Source organism: Stutzerimonas urumqiensis (genome assembly GCF_003640395.1).
GTDB classification, from domain to species: domain Bacteria; phylum Pseudomonadota; class Gammaproteobacteria; order Pseudomonadales; family Pseudomonadaceae; genus Stutzerimonas; species Stutzerimonas urumqiensis.
Map to the genome: position 1 here is coordinate 48,750 of NZ_RBZQ01000008.1, position 25,096 is coordinate 73,845.

Sequence of the window (25,096 nt, forward strand, 5' to 3'; positions counted from 1 at the left end):
GAAAGAGGCGAAAAGAAGCCCCGGGTTTTGAGAGACCGGCGATTGTAGTGAAGCGAAAGCCTCGGGTCAATTTCGGATGAGCCATCCCTTGTGCGAAGGACCAGTACCCAAGAAGGTCGCACATAGCGGATCTTTTGGATGCGCTCGTACGGCTCACCTAGCGAAGTAAGGAGAGAAGAGTTTTTAAGGTGGTAGCTATTTATGTTGGCTCCTTGCCTGCCTGTGGAAAACAACCCGGAAGGCAGGCGTGTCAGGCGTTACAAGGGTTTTTGCACTGTGCAAAAGGTAGTCCGAGACCTGTGCCTTTCAGCCAGATTGCCTGTTGATAATTGTTGAAGTTACCAACAGCCCGGGGCGGGCGATCGTTTTTGAAAGGCTTTTCCGCAGGGCTCGCGACCGGTTATGCACAGACTTTATCGCTCGGTTACCAAGCGCGAGTGTGGATAACTTAGCGTGAGGTCAGTAGAATGTCGGCCCGCCTTGCTACCAGCTCAATTCCAGGTTGCATGACAGGCGCTTTGAAAGAGGTATGACCGTGTCCCTGGAGCTGTGGCAGCAATGCCTCGAGTGCATGCGAGACGAGCTGCCGGCACAGCAGTTCAACACCTGGATTCGCCCCCTGCAGGTGGAAGCCTTGGGCGACGAATTGAAGGTCTATGCGCCTAATCGTTTCGTTCTCGACTGGGTCAACGAAAAGTACCTTACGCGCCTGCTCGAGCTGCTGAACGAACGCGGCAATGGTGCAGCTCCGTCCTTGTCCCTGCTGATCGGCAGTCGCCGTGTGCCGACCGGGGCTCTGCCGGCCTCTTCGTTGTCAACGTCGGCAAGTCCGGCGGCTGTCGCTACGCCTGCCGCAAGCGGAGCTGAACGTCAGACCACCCCTGCCGAGCAGGCCAGACCGTCAGAGGCGAGCCCTGCGCCGCGGGAGGTGCAGGTCGAAGGCGCGCTCAAGCACACCAGTTATCTCAACCGTGCGTTCACGTTCGAGAATTTCGTCGAAGGCAAGTCGAACCAGTTGGCACGCGCCGCGGCCTGGCAGGTCGCCGATAATCCCAAGCACGGCTACAACCCTCTCTTCCTGTACGGCGGCGTCGGCTTGGGCAAGACCCACCTCATGCACGCGGTGGGCAATCACCTGCTCAAGAAGAACCCTAACGCCAAGGTGATTTACCTGCATTCCGAGCGGTTTGTCGCCGACATGGTGAAGGCGCTCCAGTTGAATGCGATCAACGAGTTCAAGCGCTTCTACCGTTCGGTGGATGCGCTGCTGATCGACGACATCCAGTTCTTTGCCAAGAAGGAACGTTCGCAGGAAGAGTTCTTCCATACCTTCAACGCGCTGCTGGAAGGCGGGCAGCAGGTCATTCTCACCAGTGACCGGTATCCGAAGGAGATCGACGGCCTTGAAGAGCGCTTGAAATCCCGTTTCGGTTGGGGTCTGACCGTTGCCGTGGAACCGCCGGAGCTGGAGACCCGGGTAGCGATCCTGATGAAGAAGGCGACGCAGGCCAAGGTAGAGCTTCCCCACGATGCGGCGTTTTTCATCGCGCAAAGGATCCGCTCGAATGTGCGTGAACTGGAAGGCGCGCTCAAACGCGTCATTGCGCATGCCCATTTCATGGGGCGCGACATCACCATCGAGCTGATTCGGGAATCGCTCAAGGACCTGCTGGCGCTTCAGGACAAGCTGGTCAGCGTCGACAACATCCAGCGTACGGTGGCTGAGTACTACAAGATCAAGATCGCGGACCTGTTATCGAAGCGGCGATCGCGCTCGGTGGCGCGGCCACGGCAGGTAGCGATGGCGCTGTCGAAGGAGCTGACCAACCACAGCCTTCCTGAAATCGGCGATGCCTTTGGTGGCCGTGACCACACGACAGTGCTTCATGCATGTCGTAAAATCACCGAGCTACGGGAAATAGATGCGGACATACGAGAAGACTACAAAAATCTTCTGCGTACCCTGACCACCTAAGTGAGCCGGTCCCAACCTGAAGGACATCGACGATGCATTTCACCATCCAACGCGAAGCCCTGTTGAAACCCTTGCAGCTGGTCGCCGGTGTCGTCGAACGGCGGCAAACGCTTCCGGTATTGTCCAATGTGCTGATTTCGGTCCAGGGCACCCAGCTGTCGCTTACCGGTACCGACCTCGAGGTCGAGCTGATCGGGCGTGTCGCCTTGCAGGAGTCGGCCGGCGATGGCGAGATCACCGTTCCGGCGCGCAAGTTGATGGACATTTGCAAGAGCCTGCCCAGCGACGCCTCGATCGATATCAAGCTCGACGATCAAAAGTTGTTGGTCAAATCCGGACGCAGTCGCTTCAGCCTGTCGACGCTGCCGGCTAACGATTTTCCTTCGGTTGAGGAAGGTCCGGGCTCCCTTCAGTTCGTTCTTCCGCAAGCCAAGGTGCGCCGCCTCATCGAGCGGACGAGCTTTGCGATGGCGCAGCAAGATGTGCGTTATTACCTGAACGGCATGCTGCTCGAGGTTTCGTCCGGACAGCTTCGAGCGGTGGCGACCGACGGCCATCGACTTGCCATGTGCACGCTTCAGGCATCGATCGAGCAATCGGATCGGCACCAGGTGATCGTGCCGCGCAAAGGTATCCTGGAGCTTGCCCGCCTCATGAGCGACCAGGATGGCGAGGTCAACATCGTGGTGGGTCAACACCATGTACGCGCGACCACCGGCGAGTTCACCTTTACTTCCAAGCTTGTCGATGGAAAGTTCCCCGACTACGAGCGCGTACTGCCGCGTGGTGGCGACAAGCTGGTTACCGGCGATCGTCAGGCGCTGCGTGAAGCATTCAACCGCACTTCCATCCTTTCCAACGAGAAGTACCGAGGCATCCGGCTCTCGCTGGAAAGCGAGTTGCTCAAGATCCAGGCCAACAACCCTGAGCAGGAAGAAGCCGAAGAGGAAGTCGCGGTCGACTATCAAGGCGGCAGTCTGGAGATTGGTTTCAACGTGAGCTATCTCCTGGACGTTCTTGGTGTCATGACCTGTGACCAGGTTCGACTGACGCTCTCCGACGCCAACAGCAGCGCGCTCGTGCAAGAAGCCGACAACGACGACTCGGCCTATGTCGTCATGCCGATGCGGTTGTAATCGCCCTCACTGATGTCCCTCCAGCGGTTAGACGTCACCGGGGTTCGCAATCTGCACCCGGTGACGCTGCACTTCTCTCCTCGCATCAACATCCTGTACGGCGACAATGGAAGCGGCAAGACAAGCCTTCTTGAAGCCGTGCACATGCTTGGTCTCGCGCGCTCTTTTCGCAGTTCCCGCATCCAGTCAGCTATCAACCACGACGCCGAGGGCTGTGTGCTTTTCGGTCAGGTTCAACTTGCTGCGCAAGAGCAGCGTGCGATAGGGATCTCCCGGCAGCGCTCCGGAGACACCACCATTCGCATCAACGGACAGAGCGTCCGATCTGCTGCCGAGCTTGCCGATTGTGTTCCGCTCCAACTGATCAATCCTGACAGCTTCCGATTGCTGGAAGGCTCGCCGAAACTCAGGCGGCAGTTTCTCGACTGGGGTGTGTTCCACGTGGAACGACGCTTTCTTTCCGCTTGGCACCGCGTTCAGCAAGCCCTGCGCCAGCGAAACTCGTGGCTTCGTCATGGTAGACTGGACGCCGTTTCACAGGCCGCTTGGAATCGCGAAGTCGAGCTAGCCAGCAACGAGCTGGATGACTATCGCAGAGCCTACATCGCCAGGCTGAAGCCTGTTTTCGAGCGCACGCTTTCTCAGTTGTGCACGCTGGATGACGAGCTGCAGCTGAGTTATTACCGCGGTTGGGATAAGGATCGTTCGCTAGGCGAAGTGCTCGACGCATCCGTCGAGCGCGATCGATTGGTAGGGTACACACAAGCAGGACCGCAGCGAGCGGATCTGCGCCTACGTAGCAAGGGGCATAACGCCGCCGATGTACTTTCCAGGGGGCAGCAGAAGCTCGTCGTTTGCGCCCTGCGTATTGCACAGGGTCACTTGGTCAGTGAAGTCAAACACGGCCAGTGCATCTATCTGGTTGACGACCTTCCTTCCGAGCTCGATGGCTTGCATCGCCAATCGCTGTGTCGACTTCTGGAGCAACTCGATTGCCAGGTATTTATCACCTGTGTAGATCGAGAACCTTTAAGTGAGTGCTGGCAGTCCACTACGCCAGTCTCGATGTTTCACGTGGAACACGGCCGCATCGTTCAGATGCATGGCCCCTCGGAGTGAACGCATGAGTGAAAACCATACTTACGACTCGTCTAGCATCAAGGTATTGAAAGGTCTGGATGCAGTCCGCAAGCGCCCAGGGATGTACATTGGCGACACCGATGACGGTACCGGCCTTCACCACATGGTTTTCGAAGTGGTCGATAACTCGATCGACGAAGCCCTGGCTGGCTATTGCAGCGAAATCAGCATCACCATTCATACGGATGAGTCGATAACGGTGCGAGATAACGGCCGTGGCATTCCGGTCGATATGCACAAGGAAGAAGGCGTTTCTGCAGCAGAGGTCATCATGACCGTGCTGCACGCTGGCGGTAAGTTCGACGATAACTCTTACAAGGTTTCAGGCGGCCTGCACGGTGTCGGGGTCTCGGTCGTCAATGCGTTGTCCGAAGAGCTACAGCTGACCATTCGACGGGACGGCAAGGTCTGGGAGCAACTTTATCGGCATGGCGTTCCACAGGCGCCGCTCTCGGCCGTCGGCGAGACCGATAGCTCGGGTACGGAGGTACATTTCAAGCCGTCCGCGCAGACCTTCCAGAATATACACTTCAGCTGGGACATCTTGGCCAAGCGTCTTCGCGAGCTGTCGTTCCTGAACTCGGGTGTCGGCATCGTTCTGCGCGACGAGCGCACGGCAAAAGAGGAGCTGTTCCGTTACGAGGGCGGTCTGCGTGCATTCGTCGAGTATCTGAACACCAACAAAACGCCGGTCAACCAGGTGTTTCACTTCAATGTCCAACGCGATGATGGCGTTGGTGTGGAAGTGGCGTTGCAGTGGAATGACAGTTTCAACGAGAACATTCTCTGCTTCACCAACAACATTCCGCAGCGTGACGGTGGCACCCACCTGGCGGGCTTCCGTTCGGCACTCACTCGGAACCTGAATACCTACATCGAGCAGGAGGGCTTGGCGAAGAAGCTGAAGGTCGCCACCACCGGCGACGACGCGCGCGAAGGCCTTACCGCCATCATTTCGGTCAAAGTGCCGGATCCCAAGTTCAGCTCGCAGACCAAGGACAAGCTCGTTTCCTCCGAAGTGAAAACCGCCGTCGAGCAGGAAATGGGCAAGCATTTCGCGGACTTCCTGCTTGAGCATCCGAACGAAGCCAAGGCAGTGGTCGGCAAGATGATCGACGCGGCACGCGCCCGCGAAGCGGCTCGCAAGGCCCGTGAGATGACGCGTCGCAAGGGTGCCCTGGATATCGCCGGGCTACCGGGCAAGCTTGCGGACTGTCAGGAGAAGGACCCGGCGCTCTCCGAACTCTACATCGTGGAGGGTGACTCCGCAGGCGGCTCGGCCAAGCAAGGGCGCAATCGCCGTACCCAGGCGATCCTCCCGCTCAAGGGCAAGATCCTCAACGTCGAGAAGGCACGCTTCGACAAGATGCTCTCCTCTGCCGAAGTCGGCACCCTGATCACTGCGCTGGGCTGCGGGATCGGGCGCGAGGAATACAACCTCGACAAGCTGCGCTATCACAACATCATCATCATGACCGATGCCGACGTGGACGGTTCGCACATCCGCACGCTGCTGCTGACGTTCTTCTTCCGCCAGCTGCCGGAGCTGATCGAGCGAGGCTACATCTACATTGCCCAGCCGCCGCTCTACAAGGTCAAGCGCGGCAAGCAAGAGCAGTACATCAAGGACGACGAGGCGATGGAGGAGTACCTCACGCAGTCGGCGCTCGAAGATGCCAGCCTACATGTCAACGAGCATGCCCCGGGCCTGTCAGGTCCTGCTCTCGAGGCTCTGGTCAACGACTACCGCACGGTGATGAAGACGCTCCAGCGGCTGTCTCGCCTGTACCCGCTGGAGCTGACCGAACACTTCATCTATCTGCCGCGTGTCAGCCTCGAGATGCTGGCCGACGAAAAGGCCATGGGCGCGTGGCTGGCCGGGTATTCGGCACGGCTCAAGGACGTGGAAAAATCCGGTCTGGCCTATACGGCCTCGCTGCGGGAAGACAAGGAACGGCACCTGTGGCTACCCGAGGTCGAGATGACGTCGCATGGCCTGGCCAACTACATCACCTTCAACCGTGACTTCTTTTCCAGCAATGACTACCGAACCGTTACCTCGCTCGGCGAGAAGCTCAACAGCTTGCTTGAAGAGGGTGCCTACGTGCAGCGTGGCGAGCGCAAGAAGCCGGTTGCGTCGTTCAAGGAGGCGCTCGATTGGCTGATGACCGAAGGTACGAAGCGCCATAGCGTCCAGCGTTACAAGGGGCTTGGCGAGATGAACCCGGACCAGCTGTGGGAAACCACGATGGATCCGAACGTGCGCCGCATGTTGCGGGTCACCATCGAAGATGCCATTGCGGCGGACCAGATCTTCAATACGCTCATGGGTGACGCCGTTGAGCCTCGCCGGGACTTCATCGAGAGCAATGCGCTGGCGGTGTCGAATCTGGATTTCTGAGTATCGGCCCTCACGGCCCTTCAAAACCGCGCCTTAGGGCGCGGTTTTTTATTCGCCAAGCTCAACGTGGCAAGCTCCCTCGTCGGAACTTCACCGACTCTGGATCGCTGCACCTACTAGCGGAGCGAACGAGCCGCTGTTCTGGAAACTGTGTCCAGGCAGACAGGAGGCAAGGCAGGTTTCGCTGACGCACTGACGGAAATAAGAAAGGCCCGCGAGGGGCCTTTGCAAGTTGCGGGTACTGTCAAAGAGGCGCCGCTGACGTCACTTCCACCGTGCCGCTCTCGAGGCTGAGCGCTTCCTGGGTCTGCTTGACCCACTCGAACGCCCGGTCGTTGAGCTCGGCAATGGCGCGCGGTCCGCTGCCTTCGGCATGCATGGCCGGACCGAACACCACCTTGATCGTTCCCGGACGCTTGGCCCAGCCATCGCGCGGCCAGAACTCGCCGGCGTTGTGTGCCACTGGCAGCACGGGCATGCCGGCGTTGACCGCCAGCGCCGTGCCTCCGCGCGAGAACTTGCCAATCTGGCCCACCGGCACTCGGGTGCCCTCGGGGAAGATCAGCACCCAGACCCCTTGCTTCAGGCGCTCATCGCCCTGCTTGGCGAGCTGTTTCAACGCGGCCTTCGGGTTGTTGCGATCGATTGCGATCGGGCGCAGCAGGGCCATGGCCCATCCGAAGAACGGGACATACAGCAGTTCGCGCTTGAGCACCTGGCTCAGGGGTTCGAAGTAGGCGGAGAGAAAGAACGTCTCCCAGGTGCTCTGATGCTTGGCCAGGATCACGCACGGCTGCTGCGGGATGTTCTCGGCGCCACTGACCTCATAGTTGATGCCGACGATCGTGCGGGCCAGCCAGACAGCGCTACGGCACCAAGCCTGGACGACGAAGCGGTAGCGCTTGCGAAAGGACAGAAACGGCGCGACGACCATGCTCACCAGGCACCAGGCGAACGCCGAGAAGGCCAGCAAGAAATAGAAAACGAAGGTGCGGACGCTTTGCAGAGCTCTCATGGGCGCGACTCGAGTAGATGGTCCGCGACGGCGGATAGATCATCGAACACCTGAGTACCCGGCGGCAGCTCGCTACGCAGTGTCCGTTCACCCTTGCCGGTGCGAACCAGGCATGGTTCGCCGCCGAGCAGCATGCCTGCCTGCAGGTCGCGCAGGCTGTCGCCCACTACCGGAACGCCCGTCAGGTCCGGCAATCCGAAGTGGCTGGCAATCCGCCTGAACAACCCCGGCTCCGGCTTCCGGCAATCGCAGCCGTCGTCGGGGCCGTGCGGGCAATGGACGATCAGGTCGATACGACCGCCCTGCTCCATCGCCAGCTGCTGCATCTTCAGGTGCATGTCGCCTAGCGTGCTGGCGTCGAACAGCCCGCGCGCGAGACCCGATTGGTTGGTCGCGACGGCGACGGTCCAGCCGGCCTGGCACAGCCGCGCGATCGCCTCCAGCGAGCCGGCGATCGGGGTCCATTCTTCCGGCGTTTTGACAAAGGCGTCGGAGTCTTCGTTGATCACCCCGTCCCGGTCGAGAACGATCAGCTTCGACGGCTTAGCCAAGTGCGGAAATATCGGCGACACCAAGGAACAACCCCCTCAACCTGGCCAGCAAGGCATAACGATTGGCACGCACCGATGCGTCTTCGGCGTTCACCAGGACGGCGACGAAGAACGCATCGACCGGCTCGCGCATCGCGGCAAGACGACCGAGCGCCTCCCGGTACTGACGCGACTGCGCCAGTGGTTGCACGGCCTGCTCGGCCTGCTGAATCGCGGAATAAAGCGAGAACTCGGTGGCATTGTCGAACCAGCGCGGTTCGACCGTCTCCGGCAGCTTGCCCTCGTACTTGGCCAGCAAATTGGAGACGCGCTTGTTCGCCGCGGCCAGAGCATCGGCCTCCGGCAAACGGCGGAAGGCTTCCACGCCCTGCACCCGCTGGTCGAAATCGAGCGCCGATGCCGGCTGTACCGCTCGCACGGCCAGGTAGCTGGTGACATCGATACCCTCATCTTCGTACCGCGCACGCAGGCGATCGAAGATGAAATCCAAGACCTGGGCGGCCAGCCCTTCACGCTTGACACGGCTCCCGTAAAGGTCGATGGCCTTCGCCACGGCGTCGACCACGTTCAGGTCCAGGCCCTTCTCGATCAGGATCCGCAGCACGCCGAGGGCAGCGCGGCGCAGGGCGTACGGGTCCTTGCTGCCGGTCGGCAGCATGCCGATGCCGAAGATGCCGACCAGGGTGTCGAGCTTGTCGGCCACCGCCACCGCGGCACCGGTGAGCGTGCTCGGCAGCTCGGCGCCGGCACCGCGCGGCATGTACTGCTCGTTCAGCGCAGCCGCCACGTCGGCGTGCTCGCCATCGTTCAACGCGTAGTAGTAGCCGGCGATGCCCTGCATTTCAGGAAACTCGCCGACCATCTCGGTGGCCAGGTCGGCCTTGGACAGCAGGCCGGCGCGCTTGGCCAGCGCCGCATCGCCGCCGATACCCGCAGCCACCAGGCCAGCCAGTTCGGAAACACGCTGCGCCTTCTCCAGCACGGTGCCCAGATCGGCCTGGAACACCACGTTGGCCAGGCGTGCATTGAAGGCCTCGAGTCGCTGCTTCTTGTCCTGCTTGAAGAAGAACTCGGCATCGGTCAGGCGCGGACGCACCACCTTTTCGTTGCCGGCAACGATCTGCGAAGCATCCTTCGACTCTATGTTGGCGACGGTGATGAAGCGCGGCAGCAGCTTGCCGTCGGCATCCAGCAGGCAGAAGTATTTCTGGTTGTCCTGCATGGTCGAAATCAGTGCTTCCTGCGGGACGGCCAGGAAGCGCTCCTCGAACGAGCACACCAGCGGCACCGGCCACTCGACCAGCGCGGTCACCTCATCGAGCAAATCGGGCGGGACGATCGCCTGACCGTTCTGCTGCTTGGCCAGCTCGGCGACACGCCGCTCGATCAGCACGCGGCGCTCCTCGAAGTCGGCCAGTACATGGGCTTCGCGCAAGGCCGGCAGGTAATCCGAGGGACGTGCGATAGCCACCGCTTGCGGATGATGGAAGCGGTGACCGCGCGAATGGCGGCCGGCGCGCTGGGTCAGGATCTCGCAATCGACCACGGCGTCGCCGAGCAGCATCACCAGCCACTGGGTCGGGCGCACGAATTCGTCCTTGCGGTCAGCCCAGCGCATACGCTTGGGAATCGGCAGCCCGTCGAGCGAGGCCTGGACGATGCCGGGCAGCAGTTCGATGGCCGGCTGGCCGGCGATGGTGCGGCTGAAGCGCAGCTTGGGGCCGCTCGTATCGATTTCGGCGAGCTCCACGCCGCACTTGCGGGCGAAGCCCAGCGCAGCCTGGGTCGGCTTGCCTTCGGCATCGAACGCGGCTTGTACCGGCGGCCCGTCGAGGTTGACGCTGCGATCCGGCTGCTGCGTGGCGAGCTGATCGACGATTACAGCCAGGCGCCGCGGCGCGGCATGGAAGCGCGCCTGGGCATAGTGCAGGCCGGCGTCCTGCAGACCCTTCTCGATGCCGGCGAGGAAGGCTTCGCCGAGCTTCTTCAGCGCCTTCGGCGGCAGCTCTTCGGTGCCGAGTTCGACGAGGAAATCCTGTGCGCTCATTGGGCGGCCTCCTTCAGCTTGGCCTGGATGTCGTCGCGTGCCAGTACCTCGTCACGCAGGGCCGGGGTCGCCATCGGGAAGCCGAGTCGGGCGCGCGCCAGCAGGTAGCTCTGGGCGATCGCACGGGCCAGTGTCCGCACACGCAGGATGTAGCGCTGGCGCTCGGTCACCGAGATGGCGCGGCGAGCGTCCAGCAGATTGAAGGTGTGCGAGGCCTTGACCACCATTTCATAGGCCGGCAGCGGCAGCTGCGCCTGCATGAGGCGGTTGGCTTCGCTTTCGTAGAAGTCGAAGAGTTCGAACAGCTTCGGCACGTTGGCGTGCTCGAAGTTGTAGGTCGATTGCTCCACCTCGTTCTGGTGGAACACGTCGCCGTAGGTCACGGTGCCGAACGGGCCGTCGGCCCAGATCAGGTCGTAGACCGAATCGACGCCCTGGAGGTACATGGCCAGGCGCTCGAGCCCGTAGGTGATCTCGCCGGTGACGGGATAGCACTCGACTCCGCCGACCTGCTGGAAGTAGGTGAACTGCGTGACTTCCATGCCGTTGAGCCAGACTTCCCAGCCCAGGCCCCAGGCCCCCAGCGTCGGCGATTCCCAGTTGTCCTCGACGAAGCGCACGTCGTGCACCTGCGTATCGACGCCGATACGGCGCAGCGACTCGAGGTACAGGTCCTGGATGTTGTCGGGGTTGGGTTTGAGCACCACCTGGAACTGGTAGTAATGCTGCAGGCGGTTGGGGTTCTCGCCGTAGCGCCCATCGGCCGGACGGCGGGACGGCTGCACGTAGGCGGCGTTCCAGGTTTCCGGACCGATCGCGCGCAGGAAGGTCGCGGTATGGAAGGTACCGGCGCCCATCTCCATGTCATAGGGTTGCAGAACCACGCAGCCCTGTTCCGCCCAGTAGCTTTGAAGGGCAAGAATCAGGTCTTGGAAGGTGCGCACGGCGGGCGTAGGCTGGCTCAAAGTTTCACCTGTGCTGGCTTCGACAGAAAGCCCGGGAGTATACCCGATTCGGTGCGGCTCCCCAGCGCGGGGAGGCCCTGCGAAGCCACGTCCCGCCTGAGGAACGACGATGCCCCGCTGCGCCTGGTGCGGTACCGATCCCCTGTATGTTCGCTATCACGACGAAGAGTGGGGCGTGCCGACGCGCGATCCGCGTCGGCTGTTCGAATCGCTGGTGCTGGAAGGCTTTCAGGCCGGCCTTTCGTGGATCACGGTGTTGCGCAAGCGCGAGCGCTACCGGGCGGTGCTGTTCGGTTTCGATCCGCAGCGTCTGGCCGAGATGAGCGACGACTACCTGGAGCAGTGCCTGCTCGATCCGGGCATCATCCGCAACCGGCAGAAGCTGGTGGCCGCTCGCACCAATGCGCAGGCCTGGTTGCGCCTGGACGACCCGGTGCCGTGGCTCTGGTCGTTCGTCGATGATGCGCCGCGGATCAACCGGTTCTCCCGCCTGGACGAGGTTCCGGCCGTCACCCCCGAGGCCGAGGCACTGAGTCGGGCCCTGAAGAAGGCCGGCTTCAGCTTCGTCGGCCCTACCCTCTGCTACGCCTTCATGCAGGCGTGCGGATTGACGATGGATCATCTGGTCGATTGCGAGCGGCATGCCCCGCTCGCGGCGCCCGCCTCCGAGCGCAGTCACTGAACGCCGGCCTTGGCCGGGTGGCGGCTGAGGTTACACTAGCGCTTTCGTTTGGCTGGAGCTGTCAGTGGAAAAGCTCAAAGGCGCGCTGGTCGTGGGGTTCCTGCGGGCGTTCGCCCGTTTGCCGTGGCCGGCGGTGCAATGCACGGGCAGCCTGATCGGCTGGCTCATGTGGCGCTTGCCCAATCGCTCACGCGAGGTTGCGCGGACCAACCTCGCCCATTGTTTCCCGGACCTTGCCCCCGACGCGCTCGATCGCCTGCTGCGCGACACCCTGCGTGACACCGGCAAGACGCTCACCGAAAGCGCCTGCGCCTGGATCTGGCCCGCCCGCAAATCGTTGTCGCTGATCCGCGAGGTGGAGGGCCTGGACGTGCTGGAACAGGCCCTGGCCTCGGGCAAGGGCGTGGTCGGCATCACCAGCCACCTGGGTAACTGGGAGGTGCTGAATCACTTCTACTGCTCCCAGTGCAACCCGATCATCTTCTACCGGCCGCCCAAACTCGCCGCCGTCGATGAACTGTTGCGCAAGCAGCGCGTGCAGCTCGGCAACCGCGTCGCCCCCTCGACCCGCGAGGGCATCCTGAGCGTCATCAAGGAAGTGCGCCGAGGCGGTGCCGTCGGCATACCGGCCGACCCCGAGCCGTCCGAGTCCAGCGGCGTGTTCGTGCCCTTCTTCGCGACACAGGCGCTGACCAGCAAGTTCGTACCGGGGATGCTGACCGGCGGCAAGGCGCTTGGCGTGTTCCTGCATGCCTTGCGTCTGCCGGATGGCTCCGGCTACAAGGTGATCCTCGAAGCGGCGCCCGAGGCGATGTACAGCGAAGACACCGAGACCGCGGTCGCGGCGATGAGCCAGGTGATCGAGGGGTACGTACGCCGGTGGCCGACCCAGTACATGTGGACCATGAAGCGCTTCAAGAAACGACCCACGGGCGAAGCGCGCTGGTATTGAATGGCCGCTGCGAGCGCACGACGCGCCGGCAGCGGGAATCGACTGACAGCATCACCGCAAGGACGAGACATGAGCAGCAACCAGCGCCGATTCCCCCGCACGCCGATGCGCTGCCGCATCCGGCTGTCGCACGACATCTTGGGGAATGTCTTCGCGCAGACGCGCGATCTGTCCGATGGCGGTGTCTACGTCTACATCAAGCATGCCGAGCTGTCCGTACTCGAGCCCGGCATGGTAGTGATCGGACAGGTCCAGGACTTGCCGATCCCCGCGCCCGAGCTGGAACTGGAGGTCGTCCGGGTGGACGCCGACGGGGCGGGTTTCCGCTTCGTACGATAGGGTTAGACGCCCGCTTCGTCCGCATCGGCGGGCCGGTGCCGGTCGAGTTTGCGCAGGAAGGTCGTCATCTCCCGCTCGGCCTGCTTGTCGCCTCGTGCCGCCGCAGCCACCAGTCCACACTGCCAGGCCTCCCGCGCGCCCGCCTCGTCTGCGCAGGCGACCAGTGCCTTGCCGAGCAGCTTCCAGGCGGCGGAATAGGTGGGGTCCTGCTCCACGCAGCGACGCAGGTGCTCGGCGGCCCGGGCGGGTTCGCCCGCGTCGAGATAGCCCTTGCCGAGCCCGAACCTGAGCATGGGGTTGTCCGTTCCGCGTGCCAGCATCTGTTCCAGCTACTCGAGCATGAAGCCTCCTCCGTCATCCTGAACGCCGTTTCAGTGCGCCTCGTTCACCGCGCTGAGAAACGCTTGCGTGCGCTCGCGCTGCGGGTTGCCGAACAGCTCGTCGGGCGTGCCCTGCTCATGGATCTGCCCTTCGTTGAAGAAGCACACCCGATCGGCGAATTCACGGGCAAAGCCCATCTGGTGCGTCACCATCAGCATCGTCAGGTTATGCGCATCGCCCAGCCGGCGGATGACGTTCAGCACCTCGCCGCACAGCTCCGGGTCGAGCGCCGAGGTGACTTCGTCGAACAGCATCACTTTCGGCCGCATCGCCAGCGCGCGAGCGATCGCGACGCGTTGCTGCTGGCCGCCGGAGAGCTGCGCCGGGTAATGCTCGAGCTTGTCTTCCAGACCCACCATCGCCAACAGCTCCTCAGCGCGCTGGCGGGCCTCGGCCTTGCGCAGGCCCAGCACGCGGATAGGCGCCTCGGTGACGTTCTGCCGGACCGTCATGTGCGGAAAGAGATTGAAGCTCTGGAACACCATGCCGACCATGCCACGCACCCCGCGCTGATAGCGGGCGCTGGCCGGAACCAGGCTGCCGTTGGCGTCCGGCATGTGAGTAAGCGGCTGGCCGTCCACCTCGATGACGCCGTCGTCGATCGTTTCCAGCGTCATGAGCACACGCAGCAGGGTCGACTTGCCGGAGCCACTGGGTCCGATGATGGCGACTTTCTCCCCTTCGGCGACCTGCAGGTCCAGATGGTCCAGCACGGTCAGCTCGCCATAGCGCTTGGTCACGCCGCGAAAGGCCACCATGGGGGCGTCCTGCGGCGTATCGGCCGGTGTGGCGGTGTGGGTCGAAAGTGTCGTCATCGGGCAGTCTCCAGGCGGTTTTCCAGCCGCCGCACGAGCCAGGCGAGGCCCAGGCTGAGGATGAGGAAGAACAGCCCGACCATCGTGATCGGCTCGAGGTAGCGGAAGGTTTCCGAGCCGATGTTCTTGGCGCGCTGCATGATCTCGACCACGGTGATGGCCGATAGCACGGGCGTGTCCTTGAGGATCGAAATGAGGTAGTTGCCCAGCGCCGGCAGTATCGGACGCAGCGCCTGCGGCAGAATCACATCACGGTAGGCGGCCAGGGGCGCCAGGTTCAGCGCGGTCACCGCTTCCCACTGCGCGCGCGGCACTGCATCCAGGCCGGCGCGGTAGACCTCGGCGGTGTAGCAGGCGTAGTGCAGCGCGATACCGAGGATGCCGGCCTGCAGCGCGGTCAGGCTCAGCCCATAGTTGGGCAGCACGTAGAAGACGACATAGAGCTGGATGAGCAGCGGCGTGCTGCGGATGAATTCCACCAGGGCGCCGGTCGGCCAGGCGAGCCAGCGGTGGCGGCTGCGCCTGCCGAGCGCAAGGAACAGCCCCAGCACCACGGCGATGCCGAAGCCCGACACGGCGATCAGGATCGTCGTCAGCGCGGCATCCAGCAGGCGCGGCAGGATTTCGAGCGCGAACGCCCAGTCGAAGGCATTCATGACAGCCCTCCCCGCATGCGTCCGCGAGCGAGGCGGCGCTCGAGCAGCCGCATGCCCAGGTTGATCAGTTGGGCCAGGACGAAATAGATCAGCAAGGCGAGCCCGAAGATCTCCAGTGTCATCAGCGTGGCCTGGTTCAGCTGGCGCGCGCGGAAGGCAAGATCCGACAAGGTGATCAGCGACACCAGCGAGGTGTTCTTCAGTAGTTCGATCAGCAGGTTGGTGCCCGGTGGAATCGCCGCCAGCAGGGCCTGGGGCAGGATGATCCGGCCGAAGCGGGTCATCGGCGACAGGTTCAGCGCATGGCAGGCTTCGGCCTGACCGCGCGGTACCGCACGGATGGCGCCCCGCAGGACTTCCGCCCCGTAGGCGCCGATGTTCAGGCCCAGCCCGATCACCGCGACGGCGAAAGCGCTGAGCTGGATGTTGAAGGGCGGCATCGGCAGGACGAAGTACAGCCAGAACAGCTGCACCAGCAGCGACGAGCCGCGGAACACTTCGATGTAGACGATCGCCAGCCAGCGCAGCGGCGCGATCGGCGAGATCCGTCCGAGCGCCGCCAGCAGCGCGCAGGCGATCGCCACCAGCGAGCCGAGCAGCGTCACCTTGATCGTGATCCAGGTGCCCTGGAGCAGGAGCGGTAGCAGTTCGATCATGAAAGGGCTTCCGTTCGAGGCCATCCGCGGAGGACGGCCGGTTCGGTTCCGTCATCGACCGGACCGCCGGCAGGCGGCGGCCCGGCAACCGGTCAGGACGCCGCGCAGAGTTCGGCGGCGGTCTTGTCGGTCAGGTTGGAACGATCGAAGCCGAACGGTGCGACGGTCTTGAGGTGCTCCTCGCTGCCCAGCCACTCCTTCAGCTCGGCGTTGACCGCGTCGCGCAGCGCCTTGTCTTCCGGGCGGAAGGCGAGCGCGCCGTAACCCGCGCGAGACGGGTCGTCCTTGAAGTCGTCGATCGCCTCGACACTGTCGCCGCCCTTCTCGGCCAGCCCTTTCATCGTCAGCTGGGTGCCGATGGCGGCGTCCGCCCGGCCGGTGCGCACGGCCTGCAACTGTGCGGTGGTGTTGGGCACCTGGAGGATCTGGGAATCCTTGATGCCGGCTTCACGCGCATAACCGAGGTTCACCGTTCCGGACATGATCGCCAGCTTGGCATCGGGGTTGTTGGCGATGTCTTCGTAGCTGTGCAGGTTCTTCGGGTTGCCTTCGGCGACCAGCAGCGTGTCGAGCAGGCGGTAGTGGGGGTCGGTGAAGATCACCTGCTTGCAGCGCTCGGGGGTGATGTACATGCCGGCGGCGATCAGGTCGAAGCGACCGGCACGCAGGCCGGGGATCAGCGAGCCCCACTCCGTCAGCACCGGCTTGATGGTCTCGATGCCCATGCGCTCGAAGATCTTGCGCACGATCTGCGGCGACTCGCCGGTGACGGTGCCGTCGAGTTCGGTGTAGGCGAAGGGGTTTTCGTTGGCGTAGCCGATACTGACCTGGCTGTCGCTGCGGATCTCGTCGAGCGTGCCGGCCGAGGCGATGCCCGCGAGACTCAGACCGACCAGGGCGGTGGCGCCGGCGAGCAATCGCCGGGTGCGTGAGGACGTCCTCATATCCATCTCCTTGTGCTTGTTGGCTGGAATCAGCCGTTCTTGTCAGGAGCGTGCGGGCCTCTGGAGCGGCCCGTTCCATCGTTACTCCAGCGTCGAACCGGGATAAGGCAGGCGGCGAGCGCCTGGTCAGATCGACCAGAAAAGGCGGCTGCCGCAAAGACCGGAACACAGGGTTAGAGGCCGCAATGGCAGAAGATTCACAACGATTTTTGCGAATCCAGGTGGCGACACCGCCCGGCTTCGCATGACCGGGCGGCGATCGGAGGTGCGATCGAAGGTACTTGGCGAGGGCTCAGAAGAAGGTCAGGCCGGCCTGGAACAGCCGCTCGACGTCTCGGATATGGCGCTTGTCGACGAGGAACAGGATGACGTGGTCGCCGGAGGCGATGAGGGTGTCGTCATGCGCGATGAGCACCTCTTCGTCGCGAATCACCGCGCCGATGGAGGTGCCTTCCGGCAAGGCGATCTGGCCGACCATGCGGCCGACCACCTTGCTCGAACGCGAGTCGCCGTGCGCAATCACTTCGATGGCTTCGGCCGCGCCGCGCCGCAGGGAGTGCGCGCTGACGATGTCGCCGCGGCGCACGTGGGTCAGCAGCGTGCCGATGGTCGCCAGCTGCGGGCTGATGGCGATGTCGATCTCGCCGCCGTGGATCAGGTCGACGTAGGCCGGGTTGTTGATGATCGACATCACCTTGCGCGCGCCCAGCCGCTTGGCCAGCAGCGAGGACATGATGTTCGCCTCGTCGTCGTTGGTCAGCGCGAGGAAGATGTCGGCTTCGTTGATGTTCTCCTCGATCAGCAGGTCGCGGTCCGAGGCGCTGCCCTGCAGCACGATGCTGCTGTCGAGCGTGTCCGACAGGTAGCGGCAGCGCGCCGGGTTCATCTCGATGATCTTGACCTGGTAACGGCTCTCGATGGCTTCGGCGAGCCGCTCGCCGATGTGGCCGCCGCCGGCGATGACGATGCGTCGGTAGCTGTCTTCGAGGCGGCGCATCTCGCTCATCACCGCACGGATGTGCCCGCGCGCGGCGATGAAGAACACCTCGTCATCGGCCTCGATCACCGTGTCGCCGCGTGGAAGGATCGCCCGGTTGCGCCGGAAGATCGCGGCGACGCGGGTGTCGACCGTCGGCATGTGCTGACGCAACTGGCGCAGCTGCTGGCCCACCAGCGGGCCGCCGTAATAGGCGCGCACCGCGACCAGTTGCGCCTTGCCGCCAGCGAAGTCGATGACCTGCAGCGAGCCGGGGTATTCGATCAGGCGCTTGATGTAGTTGGTGACGACCTGCTCCGGGCTGATCAGCACATCGACCGGGATGGCCTCGTTGTTGAACAGGCCCGAGCGCGTCAGGTAGGCCGATTCGCGCACCCGCGCAATTTTGGTCGGGGTGTGGAACAGCGTGTAGGCGACCTGGCAGGCGACCATGTTGGTCTCGTCGCTGTTGGTCACCGCCACCAGCATGTCGGCATCGTCCGCGCCGGCCTGGCGCAGCACCGTCGGGAACGAGCCGCGGCCCTGCACGGTGCGGATGTCGAGGCGATCGCCGAGGTCGCGCAGGCGGTCGCCGTCGGTGTCGACCACGGTGATGTCGTTGGCTTCGCTGGCGAGGTGCTCGGCCAGCGTTCCGCCGACCTGGCCGGCGCCGAGGATGATGATCTTCACGGACGAGGCTCCTGAGGGCGCGGTTGCGCGGCGATCTTGATCAACTTGGCGTAGTAGAACCCGTCGTGCCCCTGGAGTTGCGGCAGGAGCTGGCGGCCGTGGGGCTGGGGCAGTCCGAACGGACCAGGAATGTGCAGCTCGCGGGCACCGGGCGTGCGGTCGAGAAACGCGGCGATGACGTCGGTGTTCTCGGTCGGCATGACCGAGCAGGTGGCGTAGAGCAGCACGCCGCCGACGGCCAGCGTCGGCCAGAGCGCATCCAGCAGCTCGCCCTGGAGCTGGGCTAGCGCGGCGATGTCGTCCGGCTGACGGGTCAGCTTGATGTCGGGATGACGGCGGATCACACCGGTTGCCGAACAGGGCGCATCGAGCAGGATGCGCTGGAAGGCCTTGCCGTCCCACCAGCCTGCGGTGTCCCGTGCATCGGCCGCCAGCAGTGTCGCCTCGAGGCCGAGCCGCTGCAAGTTGTCCCGGACGCGTTCGAGCCGCTTCGGCTCCAGGTCGAGCGCGACCACCTCTGTCAGGCCCGGCTCGCGCTCGAGCAGGTGACAGGTCTTGCCGCCTGGTGCGCAGCAGGCATCGAGCACGCGTTGCCCGGGCGCCAGCTCCAGCAATGAAGCGCAGAGTTGGGCGGCCTCGTCCTGCACGCTCACCTGGCCGTCGGCGAAGCCTGGCAGGCTGTACACGTCGCAGGGCGCGTCGAGCCGGATGCCGTCCTCGCTGAATTCGCAGGCCGCCGCCGGGATGCCGGCGTCATCGAGCCGCGCGAGGTAATCGGTGCGGCTGACCTGGCGACGGTTGGCCCGCAGGGTCATGGGCGGATGCGCATTGTTCGCCGTGCAGAGTCCTTCCCAGTGTTCCGGCCAGTGGGCCTTGAGTGCCTTTTGCAGCCAGCGCGGATGGGCGACGCGGATCACCGGATCGCGTTCCAGCGTGGCCAGCAGCGCCTCGCCTTCACGCTGGGCGCGGCGCAAGACGGCATTGAGCAGCCCCTTGGCCCAGGGCTTCTTGAGCCGTTCGGCGCAGCCGACGGTTTCGCCGATGGCGGCATGCGGCGGGATGCGCGTGTAGAGCAACTGGTACAGGCCCATCAGCAACAGCGCTTCGACGTCGCGGTCCGCTGCCTTGAACGGCTTTTGCAACAGCGCCGCGGCAAGACCCGCCAGGCGCGGCTGCCAGCGCGCGGTGCCGTACGCCAGCTCCTGGGTCAGGGCGCGGTCACGCGGATCGACCTGCTGCATCTGCTCCGGCAACGCCGTGCCGAGCGACGCCTTGCCCGCCAACAGCGAGGCCAATGCCCGGGACGCAGCCAACCGCGGATTCATCGCCATGCGTTGGTCACTCGAACCGCAGGCCGGTTGCGAACTGCTGGCGCCGGCTGTTGAGCAGGTCGCTGATGTCGAGCGGCTTGCCACCGGGCAGTTGCAGGCGCATCAGGTTCAGGGCGCCCTCGCCGCAGGCGACGGTCAGGCCGTCGCGGCTGGCAGCCAGGATCGCGCCGGGCACGCCGTTGCCGTTGCCGATTCGGGCCTGATGAACCTTGATCGTCTCGCCCTCAAGCATCGAGTGGCTGATGGGCCAGGGATTGAAGGCGCGAATGGTCCGCTCGATGACGTCGGCCGGCTGGCTCCAGTCGATGCGGGCCTCGTCCTTGGTCAGCTTGTGCGCGTAGGTCGCCAGGGTGTCGTCCTGCACTTCGCTTTTCAGCGTGCCCCCGGCCAGCGCCTCCACGCCCTGGACCAGCGCCTGGGCGCCCAGCGTCGCCAGCCGGTCATGCAGCGTGCCGCCGGTGTCGTCCACGGTGATGGGCGTGGCAACCTTCAGCAGCATTGGCCCGGTGTCCAGCCCCGCTTCCATCTGCATCAGGGTGACGCCGGTTTCACCGTCGCCCGCCTGGATCGCCCGCTGGATCGGTGCCGCACCGCGCCAGCGCGGCAGCAGCGACGCGTGGCTGTTGATGCAGCCAAGGCGAGGGATATCGAGCACGGCCTGCGGCAGGATCAATCCATAGGCGACCACGATCAGCAGGTCCGGGCGCAGGGCGGCCAGCGCTTCCTGCGCGTCGGCCGCTCGCAGCGTCGCTGGCTGGTACACCGGAATGTCTTCACTCGCCGCCAGCTGCTTGACCGGGCTGGGCATGAGCTTTTGCCCACGTCCGGCGGGGCGGTCAGGCTGGGTGTAAACGGCGATCGGCCGATACGGCGTGTCCAGCAAGGCGCGCAAGTGCTCGGCGGCGAAATCGGGGGTACCGGCAAAAACGATACGCAGGGCGGAGGTCATGAGGGCTCGCTAAGAAAAAAGGCTTGCCTGGCGCCGCCGAGCAAGCCTTTCGTGAAGGGACCAGGCACTAGGCCTGTTGCCGATGCTGCTTCTCCAGCTTCTTGCGAATGCGATCGCGCTTGAGGTTGGAGAGGTAGTCGACGAACAGCTTGCCGTTCAGGTGATCGCACTCGTGCTGGATGCACACGGCCAGCAGCCCTTCGGCGATCAGCTCGTAGGGTTTCCCGTCGCGATCGAGCGCCCGTACCTTGACCTTTTGCGGTCGGTCCACGTTCTCGTAGAACCCCGGCACGGACAGGCATCCTTCCTGGTACTGGTCCATCTCGTCGGTCAGGGACTCGAACTCGGGGTTAATGAAGACCCGCGGCTCGCTTTTGTCTTCGGACAGGTCCATCACCACGACGCGCTTGTGCACGTTCACCTGGGTGGCGGCCAGGCCAATGCCGGGCGCGTCGTACATGGTCTCGAACATGTCGTCGACCAATTGGCGGATGCCATCGTCCACCACGTCCACCGGCTTGGCGATGGTACGCAGGCGCGGATCCGGAAACTCGAGGATGTTCAATATCGCCATATGCGTTTGTGATGCACTTATGGAATAACTTTCGACGGCACTGCTAACATGCCGGCAGTTCTGAAAACGGCTTCAAGCCGCTCGCCACAAGGGCTGCAGCGGCGCTAGGGCGCTTACGTGAAGACACATAATAAAGGGATTCACCATATGAGGAAATCACTAGTCGCCCTGCTGTTGGTGGCGGTTGGGGGCATCGCTCAGGCGGCCGTTCAGCTCAAGGACGACCACCCCGAGCAGTACCGGGTCGTCAAGGGCGATACGCTCTGGGACATCTCCGGTCGTTTTCTCGATCAGCCCTGGGAATGGCCCGAGCTGTGGCACGCCAACCCGCAGATCGAAAACCCCCACCTCATCTATCCCGGTGATCTGCTGCGCCTGGTCTATATCGACGGCCAACCCCGCCTGATGCTCGACCGCGGCGAATCGCGCGGCACCATCAAGCTGTCCCCCAAGGTTCGCGTCACCCCGATCGCTGAGGCGATTCCGACCATTCCGCTGGAGGCGATCAACAGCTTCCTGCTGAACAACCGCATCATCGACACCGAAGCCGAGTTCGAAGGCGCACCCTATATCCTCGCGGGTAATGCCGAGCGGGTGATCAGCGGCGCCGGCGATCGCGTCTACGCGCGCGGCCAGTTCGACGAAGGGTTGGCGGCCTACGGCGTGTTCCGTCAGGGCAAGACCTACACCGATCCGGAAACCGGCGAGTTCCTCGGCATCAACGCCGATGACATCGGCACCGCCGAGCTGATCGCGACCGAGGGCGATATCGGCACCCTGATGATGACGCGCACCACCCAGGAAGTGCGCCCCGGCGACCGGTTGTTCGCCACCGAAGAGCGTGCGATCAATTCGACCTTCCAGCCCCGTGCCCCGGAGTCGCCGGTGTCGGGCCTGATCATCGACGTGCCTCGCGGCGTCACGCAGATCGGCCAGTTCGACGTGGTCACCCTGAACAAGGGCGCACGCGACGGCCTCGAGGTCGGCGATGTCCTGGCTGTCTACAAGACCGGTGAAACCGTTCGCGACCGCATCACCGGCGAGCGGGTGAAGATCCCGGACGAGCGCGCCGGCTTGCTGATGGTCTTCCGCACCTACGACAAGCTCAGCTACGGGCTGATCCTGCAAGCCAGCCGTTCGCTCGCGGTGATGGACAAGGTCCGCAACCCCTAACGGCTCTCTCGCTCCACAGCGGTAAGGCGGCATGGATGCCGCCTCGTAAACAAGGATGTCCATGCCTGCCTGTTCCCCTGCCGAGCTCGAAGCTCGGCTGCGTCTTCATTTCATTGCCGAACTTGGCCCCAAGCGCTTTGCCCGCCTGATCGCGGCGTTCGGCGATGCGGCCTCTGCCCTGAGCGCGCCCGCCAGCGCCTGGCGAGCCCTTGGTTTGCCGGCCAGCTGTGGCGAGCAGCGCCGCGATGCGTCGGTCCGCCTGCATGCCGAGCAGGCGATGGCCTGGCTCGAGGCGGATGGCAATCATCTGCTGATGTGGGATTCGCCCGATTACCCGGCGTTGCTCGCCGAGCTGCCCGACGCCCCGCCCCTGCTCTACGTCAGTGGCGACCTCTCGCTGCTGGAGCGGCCGCAATTGGCGATGGTCGGCAGCCGTCGCGCCAGCCACGTCGGCCTGGACAATGCTCACGCGTTCGCCCGCTGCCTGGCGGCCGGTGGCTTCGTCGTGACCAGTGGCCTGGCGCTTGGCATCGATGGCGCCGCGCATGCCGGTGCGCTGGACGCCGGCGGTGGCACGGTAGCGGTGCTCGGGACGGGCCTTCGGCAGCTCTATCCGCGACGCCATCAGGCCCTGGCGCGACGTATCGTCGAACAGGGCGGTGCCCTGGTGTCCGAGTTGCCGCTCGACTGTGCACCGCAGGCGGCCAACTTTCCGCGTCGCAACCGAATCATCAGCGGGCTCTCGCTGGGTGTGCTGGTGGTCGAGGCCAGTCCTTCGAGCGGCTCCCTGATCACCGCCCGGCTGGCCGCCGAGCAGGGCCGCGAGGTTTACGCCATACCCGGCTCGATCCACCATCCCGGCGCGCGTGGCTGCCATGAGCTGATTCGCCAGGGCGCGACGCTGGTGGAAAACGTCGAACACATTCTCGAAGGCCTGCGCGGCTGGCAGGTCACCGCCCAGGCCGCTCCGCAGGCAACCGGCGCAGCGCCAGCCAAGCATCCATTGCTCGACCTGCTGGTTGCGTCGCCGCTCACCAGCGAAGCGCTGGCCGGGCTCAGCGGGCGCCCGCTGCCGGCGCTGCTGGCCGAACTCACCGAGCTGGAGATCGACGGACTGGTGAGCTGCGAGGAAGGACGCTGGAGTTGCCGCCGCTGATCGGTTCGGCGCTAAACTGCCGGCCGTTTTTCCACGAGGAGCGATCCATGATCAGTAGCTGGCGTGTGCAGCAGGCGGCACGCGTGATCCGTGCCGGAGGCGTCATCGCCTACCCGACCGAAGCGGTCTGGGGATTGGGCTGCGATCCTTGGGACAGCGATGCCGTCTACCGGCTGCTGGAGCTGAAGGAGCGCCCGGTCGAGAAGGGCCTCATCCTGATCGCCGATTCCATCCGCCAGTTCGACTTCCTGCTGGACGAGCTGCCCAGCGCCTGGCTCGATCGACTCGCCAGTACCTGGCCCGGGCCCAACACCTGGCTGGTCCCGCACCGGAACCGTCTGCCCGAATGGATCACCGGCCGTCACGATACCGTGGCGCTGCGGGTGACCGACCATCCCCTCGCCCGCGAGCTCTGTGCGCTGGTCGGTCCGCTGGTCTCCACCTCAGCCAACCCCGCCGGGCGACCGGCCGCGCGGAGTCGGCTGCGGGTCGAGCAATACTTCCCCGGCGAGCTCGACCGCGTCGTCGGTGGCGCGCTCGGCGGCCGCAAGAACCCGAGCACCATCCGCGACCTGGCGACGGGGCAGATCGTCCGTCCGGCCTGATCAGGGCAGCAGGATCGTCGAGCCGGTCGTCTGGCGGCTCGCGAGCGCCGTCTGCGCGCGGCCGGCCTCGGCCAGTGGGTAGCGCTGGCCGATCTCCACCTCGATCTTGCCGCTCAGGATCATCTCGAACAGCTCGTCCGCCATCGCCTGCAACCGCTCCGGCGTGTTGGCGTAACCGGCCAGCACCGGACGGGTGACGTACAGCGAGCCCTTCTGCGCCAGCACGCCGAGATTCACCCCGGTCACCGGGCCCGACGCATTGCCGAAGCTCACCAGCAGGCCGCGCGGTGCGACGCAGTCGAGCGAGGTTTCCCAGGTGCTCTTGCCGACCGAGTCGTAGACGACCGGACAACCCTTGCCATCGGTCAGCTCGCGCACGCGCTCGACCACGTTCTCGCGACTGTGGTCGATGGTCGCCCAGGCGCCGAGCCGCTGGGCCCGCTGGGCTTTTTCGGCCGAGCCGACCACCCCGATCAGTCGGACGCCGAGTGCGTTGGCCCACTGGCAGGCGATCGAGCCGACGCCGCCCGCCGCGGCATGGAAGAGGATGGTTTCGCCGCCCTCCAGCGGAGCGGTCTGGCGCAGCAGGTATTGCACCGTCAGGCCCTTGAGCATGACCGCGGCGGCGTGTTCGAAGGACATCGCGTCGGGCAGACGGACCAGGTGGCGTGCCGGCAACACGTGGTGTTCGCCGTAGGCGCCGAGCGGTCCGGTGGCATAGGCCACGCGATCACCGGGTCGAAACCCTTCGACGCCCTCCCCGATCGCTTCGACCACCCCGGCACCCTCGGTGCCCAGGCTCGACGGCAGCGCCGGTGGGGCGTACAGCCCTTCGCGGAAGTAGGTCTCGATGAAGTTCAGGCCGATCGCATGGTTGCGCACCAGCACCTCGCCCGGTCCGGGCGTCGGCACGTCGCGTTCGATGAGTTCGAGGACGTCCGGGCCGCCGTGCCGGCTGAACTGGATTCGCTTGGACATGTTCCGCTC

At 64.3% G+C, this 25,096-nt stretch carries 24 protein-coding genes; 10 read left to right on the forward strand and 14 right to left on the reverse strand.

The window, feature by feature from the left end:
* The first annotated feature begins 535 nt into the window (after positions 1 to 535).
* Genes dnaA through gyrB form a run of 4 tightly spaced genes read left to right on the forward strand, consistent with a single transcriptional unit; the run spans position 536 to position 6,652 of the window.
* Positions 536 to 1,975: a chromosomal replication initiator protein DnaA gene (gene dnaA, locus D7325_RS15370; RefSeq protein ID WP_120997469.1), complete on the forward strand. Its 1,440-nt coding sequence runs from the start codon at positions 536 to 538 to the stop codon at positions 1,973 to 1,975.
* Between the two features lie 32 nt (positions 1,976 to 2,007).
* A complete protein-coding gene (dnaN, locus tag D7325_RS15375; RefSeq protein WP_120997158.1) occupies positions 2,008 to 3,111 on the forward strand; it encodes a DNA polymerase III subunit beta in 1,104 nt (367 codons plus the stop codon).
* 12 nt (positions 3,112 to 3,123) lie between these two features.
* Positions 3,124 to 4,230, forward strand: coding sequence for a DNA replication/repair protein RecF (gene recF / locus D7325_RS15380; protein WP_120997160.1), 1,107 nt, complete (start codon positions 3,124 to 3,126; stop codon positions 4,228 to 4,230).
* Between the two features lie 4 nt (positions 4,231 to 4,234).
* Entirely contained in the window at positions 4,235 to 6,652 is a 2,418-nt protein-coding gene (gyrB, locus tag D7325_RS15385; protein WP_120997162.1) for a DNA topoisomerase (ATP-hydrolyzing) subunit B, read from the forward strand.
* 244 nt (positions 6,653 to 6,896) lie between these two features.
* Here gyrB and D7325_RS15390 read toward each other — a convergent pair whose 3' ends face one another.
* From D7325_RS15390 to glyQ, 4 genes are read right to left on the reverse strand one after another with little or no spacing between them, the layout of a single operon-like run.
* The gene (locus D7325_RS15390) at positions 6,897 to 7,667 is read right to left on the reverse strand and encodes a lysophospholipid acyltransferase family protein (protein WP_120997164.1); all 771 of its coding nucleotides are present in this window, start codon (positions 7,665 to 7,667) and stop codon (positions 6,897 to 6,899) included.
* Positions 7,664 to 8,218 carry a D-glycero-beta-D-manno-heptose 1,7-bisphosphate 7-phosphatase gene (gene gmhB / locus D7325_RS15395; protein ID WP_425452323.1) on the reverse strand — a complete coding sequence of 185 codons (555 nt, stop codon included), beginning with the start codon at positions 8,216 to 8,218 and terminating at the stop codon, positions 7,664 to 7,666. Before gmhB ends, D7325_RS15390 begins: the two co-directional genes overlap by 4 nt.
* On the reverse strand, positions 8,211 to 10,265 hold the full coding sequence (glyS, locus tag D7325_RS15400; RefSeq protein ID WP_120997168.1) for a glycine--tRNA ligase subunit beta: 2,055 nt from the start codon (positions 10,263 to 10,265) through the stop codon (positions 8,211 to 8,213). The genes gmhB and glyS overlap by 8 nt, the downstream gene beginning before the upstream one ends.
* Positions 10,262 to 11,230, reverse strand: coding sequence for a glycine--tRNA ligase subunit alpha (gene glyQ / locus D7325_RS15405; RefSeq protein ID WP_120997170.1), 969 nt, complete (start codon positions 11,228 to 11,230; stop codon positions 10,262 to 10,264). The genes glyS and glyQ overlap by 4 nt, the downstream gene beginning before the upstream one ends.
* 109 nt (positions 11,231 to 11,339) lie before the next feature.
* Here glyQ and D7325_RS15410 point away from each other — a divergent pair, with 109 nt between their 5' ends.
* The 3 genes from D7325_RS15410 (at position 11,340) to D7325_RS15420 (ending at position 13,203) form a co-directional block, all read left to right on the forward strand.
* The gene (locus D7325_RS15410) at positions 11,340 to 11,912 is read left to right on the forward strand and encodes a DNA-3-methyladenine glycosylase I (protein WP_120997172.1); all 573 of its coding nucleotides are present in this window, start codon (positions 11,340 to 11,342) and stop codon (positions 11,910 to 11,912) included.
* Between the two features lie 64 nt (positions 11,913 to 11,976).
* Positions 11,977 to 12,864, forward strand: coding sequence for a lysophospholipid acyltransferase (locus D7325_RS15415; protein ID WP_120997175.1), 888 nt, complete (start codon positions 11,977 to 11,979; stop codon positions 12,862 to 12,864).
* A gap of 69 nt (positions 12,865 to 12,933) precedes the next feature.
* Complete coding sequence (locus D7325_RS15420) at positions 12,934 to 13,203, forward strand: PilZ domain-containing protein (RefSeq protein ID WP_120997176.1); 270 nt, start codon at positions 12,934 to 12,936, stop codon at positions 13,201 to 13,203.
* 2 nt (positions 13,204 to 13,205) lie between these two features.
* Here the strand turns inward: D7325_RS15420 and D7325_RS15425 are convergent, their stop codons facing one another.
* The 9 genes from D7325_RS15425 to def form a co-directional block, all read right to left on the reverse strand.
* Positions 13,206 to 13,496, reverse strand: a complete 291-nt coding sequence (locus tag D7325_RS15425) for a tetratricopeptide repeat protein (RefSeq protein WP_425452324.1) — start codon at positions 13,494 to 13,496, stop codon at positions 13,206 to 13,208.
* A gap of 78 nt (positions 13,497 to 13,574) precedes the next feature.
* On the reverse strand, positions 13,575 to 14,399 hold the full coding sequence (gene ehuA, locus D7325_RS15430; RefSeq protein ID WP_120997180.1) for an ectoine/hydroxyectoine ABC transporter ATP-binding protein EhuA: 825 nt from the start codon (positions 14,397 to 14,399) through the stop codon (positions 13,575 to 13,577).
* The gene (ehuD, locus tag D7325_RS15435; RefSeq protein ID WP_120997182.1) at positions 14,396 to 15,055 is read right to left on the reverse strand and encodes an ectoine/hydroxyectoine ABC transporter permease subunit EhuD; all 660 of its coding nucleotides are present in this window, start codon (positions 15,053 to 15,055) and stop codon (positions 14,396 to 14,398) included. Before ehuD ends, ehuA begins: the two co-directional genes overlap by 4 nt.
* Positions 15,052 to 15,711, reverse strand: a complete 660-nt coding sequence (ehuC, locus tag D7325_RS15440) for an ectoine/hydroxyectoine ABC transporter permease subunit EhuC (RefSeq protein WP_120997184.1) — start codon at positions 15,709 to 15,711, stop codon at positions 15,052 to 15,054. The genes ehuD and ehuC overlap by 4 nt, the downstream gene beginning before the upstream one ends.
* 92 nt (positions 15,712 to 15,803) lie before the next feature.
* Entirely contained in the window at positions 15,804 to 16,655 is an 852-nt protein-coding gene (ehuB, locus tag D7325_RS15445; protein ID WP_120997186.1) for an ectoine/hydroxyectoine ABC transporter substrate-binding protein EhuB, read from the reverse strand.
* A 292-nt stretch (positions 16,656 to 16,947) separates the two neighbouring features.
* Positions 16,948 to 18,321: a Trk system potassium transporter TrkA gene (gene trkA / locus D7325_RS15450; protein ID WP_120997188.1), complete on the reverse strand. Its 1,374-nt coding sequence runs from the start codon at positions 18,319 to 18,321 to the stop codon at positions 16,948 to 16,950.
* On the reverse strand, positions 18,318 to 19,646 hold the full coding sequence (gene rsmB, locus D7325_RS15455; RefSeq protein WP_120997471.1) for a 16S rRNA (cytosine(967)-C(5))-methyltransferase RsmB: 1,329 nt from the start codon (positions 19,644 to 19,646) through the stop codon (positions 18,318 to 18,320). The genes trkA and rsmB overlap by 4 nt, the downstream gene beginning before the upstream one ends.
* A 13-nt stretch (positions 19,647 to 19,659) precedes the next feature.
* Positions 19,660 to 20,601 (reverse strand): methionyl-tRNA formyltransferase, encoded by a 942-nt coding sequence (gene fmt / locus D7325_RS15460; RefSeq protein ID WP_120997189.1) that lies wholly within the window; start codon positions 20,599 to 20,601, stop codon positions 19,660 to 19,662.
* Between the two features lie 67 nt (positions 20,602 to 20,668).
* Positions 20,669 to 21,175 (reverse strand): peptide deformylase, encoded by a 507-nt coding sequence (gene def, locus D7325_RS15465; protein ID WP_120997191.1) that lies wholly within the window; start codon positions 21,173 to 21,175, stop codon positions 20,669 to 20,671.
* A gap of 147 nt (positions 21,176 to 21,322) precedes the next feature.
* Between def and D7325_RS15470 the strand changes: the two genes are divergently transcribed.
* From D7325_RS15470 to tsaC, 3 genes are all read left to right on the forward strand, one after another.
* Positions 21,323 to 22,348 carry a LysM peptidoglycan-binding domain-containing protein gene (locus tag D7325_RS15470; protein WP_120997193.1) on the forward strand — a complete coding sequence of 342 codons (1,026 nt, stop codon included), beginning with the start codon at positions 21,323 to 21,325 and terminating at the stop codon, positions 22,346 to 22,348.
* Positions 22,349 to 22,409: 61 nt separating this feature from the next.
* The gene (dprA, locus tag D7325_RS15475) at positions 22,410 to 23,504 is read left to right on the forward strand and encodes a DNA-processing protein DprA (protein ID WP_120997195.1); all 1,095 of its coding nucleotides are present in this window, start codon (positions 22,410 to 22,412) and stop codon (positions 23,502 to 23,504) included.
* Between the two features lie 47 nt (positions 23,505 to 23,551).
* A complete protein-coding gene (tsaC, locus tag D7325_RS15480; protein ID WP_120997474.1) occupies positions 23,552 to 24,109 on the forward strand; it encodes an L-threonylcarbamoyladenylate synthase type 1 TsaC in 558 nt (185 codons plus the stop codon).
* Here the strand turns inward: tsaC and D7325_RS15485 are convergent, their stop codons facing one another.
* Positions 24,110 to 25,087, reverse strand: a complete 978-nt coding sequence (locus tag D7325_RS15485) for a quinone oxidoreductase family protein (protein ID WP_120997197.1) — start codon at positions 25,085 to 25,087, stop codon at positions 24,110 to 24,112. It abuts the gene before it with no gap.
* Positions 25,088 to 25,096 lie beyond the last annotated feature (9 nt).